The sequence below is a fragment of the Streptomyces europaeiscabiei genome (genome assembly GCF_001550375.1).
GTDB classification, from domain to species: Bacteria; Actinomycetota; Actinomycetes; order Streptomycetales; family Streptomycetaceae; genus Streptomyces; species Streptomyces europaeiscabiei.
This window is the reverse complement of the sequence record NZ_LRTR01000766.1, coordinates 1-2,145: the sequence shown is the minus strand read 5'-3', so window position 1 is coordinate 2,145 and position 2,145 is coordinate 1. Positions and strand designations below refer to the sequence as shown.

The following is a 2,145-nucleotide window of genomic DNA, read 5'->3' as shown; positions in this document are numbered from 1 at the left end:
GGGGGGGGTGGGGGGTGCCCGGCCGGGGTGGGGCGCACCCGGCCGGGGTGTGCTCAGGCGGTGGCGGGCGGGGGGCCCGCGCTTTCCCGCACCACCAGTTCCGGGACGGAGACGGGGTGCGGGGCGATCTGCGCGGACTCCTCCAGCACCCCGTGCAGCAGGGCGAACGCGGACCTGCCGAGGCCCGTGAAGTCCAGGCGTACGGTCGTCAGGGACGGGGTCAGATAGGCGGAGTGCGGGGCGTCGTCGAACCCGGCGACGCTCACCTCGCCGGGCACGGACCGCCCGGCCTCGTGCAGCGCGCGCAGCACACCGAGCGCGAGGTCGTCGTTTCCGCACAGGACCGCGGTGACCGCCGGGTCCTTCGCCAGCCTGAGCCCGGCCGCATGCCCCCCGGCCGGACCCCAACTCCCCTGCAGCGGACGGGGTTCGGGTGCCCCGGCCTCCTTGAGCGCCTGCCGCCAGCCGGTGGTACGGGCGGCGCTGGTCCGCCGGGTGCTGGACGGGATCGCGACATAGTGCACGGTCTCGTGGCCGAGGGAGAGCAGGTGGCGGGTCGCTTCGTAGGCGGCCTCGCGGTCGTCGGTCCACACCCAGGGGCGGTCGCCGCCGGGCGGGGTCGCGGGGGTCTCGACCACGCCGACGACCGGCAGTTGGGCGGGGACCGCGTTGAGGGCCGCCACACCGGCCGGATCGTAGGCGATCACGATGAGACCGCCGCCCGCGTCCGACGCGCGCTGCACCTCGGCGGCGACCGCGGCCTCGTCCGCCGATTCGAGGACACCGATCCCGACCGCGTACGACGCCGCCCGCGCCGCCTCCTCGATGCCCTGGAGGATCGAGGCATAGCCGTAGTGGGTGGTGTTGGCGGTCAGCACGGTCACGGCCCGGCTGCGCCCGCTGGCCAGCGCGAGCGCGGTGGCGTTCCGCCGGAACCCCAGCTCGTCGATGGCCGCCTGCACCCGCTCCCGCGTCGTGTGCTTGACGCTCGGGTGGTTGTTGATCACCCGGGAAACCGTCTGGTACGAGACTCCGGCGGCGGTCGCGACGTCTCGGATGCTCGCCGGGCGTCTTGTGTGACCGGTCACATTCATGCCAGGATTGTGACCGGTCACACGAGTGTCGTCAAGAGACCGCAACGAAGAACGTAACAAGGGATTCACACGGGCGCCTCCCGCGGCGGACGGCGCACGGACGGGACGGCCTGGGAGGGGAAGCGACTTGGACTCGGGTGCCAGCGACTTCGGCGGAAGCGACGTGCGGGACGGCGGGACCGGCGCCAACAGCGCCGAGGTGGCGTTCACTTGGGGTCACCCGGCGATCGAGACGGAGTTCGCGACGGCCCCCGACGGAACGCTGCGGCTGACCCGGCTCGGCCCCTGGGGTGACACGGTCGATCCTGACGTCGCCCTTCCGCTGGTCGAGTTGACCGCGTTCGGGCACGGCAGCGGGTGGTCCGGGCCGCGCTTCACCGGTACGGCGTTCGGTGCGGGGCTCGCGTACCGGGGGCATCGCAGTGACCGTGGTGGTGAAGGTGCCGGTGGTGGCGAAGGTGCCGGTGGCTGGGAGCGGCTGACGGTCGAACTCCACGATTCCGCGAGCGGGTTGACGGCGTTCGTCGAGCTGTCCTCCCCCGCCGGGGTCGCCGTCCTCCGCTCCCGGGTGCGGCTCCGCAACGACGGCATCGAGCCCCTCGTCGTCCAGTCCGTCAGCAGCCTTCTTCTCGGCGGGCTTCCCTCACCCGACGTTCTCGACGTGCACCGGGCCCGCAACGACTGGCTCGCGGAGTGCCGTTGGTACGCCGAGCCGCTGCGGGCGACGGTCGCCGACATCAGCGTCGACGTCCATCAGCACGACAGCCGGGCGGCGCTCGCCCTCACCGGGCGGGGCAGTTGGCCCAGTGACGGGCATCTTCCGATGGGGGCGCTGACCGAACGGGGCGGGGGCCGGGCGTGGGTCTGGCAGGTGGAGTCGCCGGCCGGGTGGCGCTGGGACCTCGGGGAACGGGAGCACGGTACGTACCTCGCCGTGAACGGTCCGACCGACGCCGGGCACCAGTGGCGGGTGCGGTTGGGGCCGGGCGAGGAGGTCACGACGGTGCCGGCGGCGCTGGCCATCGGGTCGGCCGTCGGTGCGGCCGCTGGG

Annotated in this window: 1 protein-coding gene and 1 pseudogene; one reads left to right on the top strand and one right to left on the bottom strand. The window is 73.7% G+C overall.

Features of this window, described 5'->3' with window-relative positions; translation table 11 throughout:
* Window positions 1–53 precede the first annotated feature (53 nt).
* Window positions 54–1,094, bottom strand: a complete 1,041-nt coding sequence (locus tag AWZ10_RS37570) for a LacI family DNA-binding transcriptional regulator (RefSeq protein WP_046709836.1) — start codon at window positions 1,092–1,094, stop codon at window positions 54–56.
* A gap of 127 nt (window positions 1,095–1,221) precedes the next feature.
* On the opposite strand from AWZ10_RS37570, the pseudogene AWZ10_RS37565 reads away from it, so the two are divergent.
* Window positions 1,222–2,145, top strand: a pseudogene (locus AWZ10_RS37565) (alpha-galactosidase); the annotation flags it as partial.

Excerpts from the sequence above, each read along its gene's own strand:
- AWZ10_RS37570 (WP_046709836.1), bottom strand. The coding sequence starts at position 1,094 with ATGAATGTGACCGGTCACACAAGACGCCCGGCGAGCATCCGAGACGTC.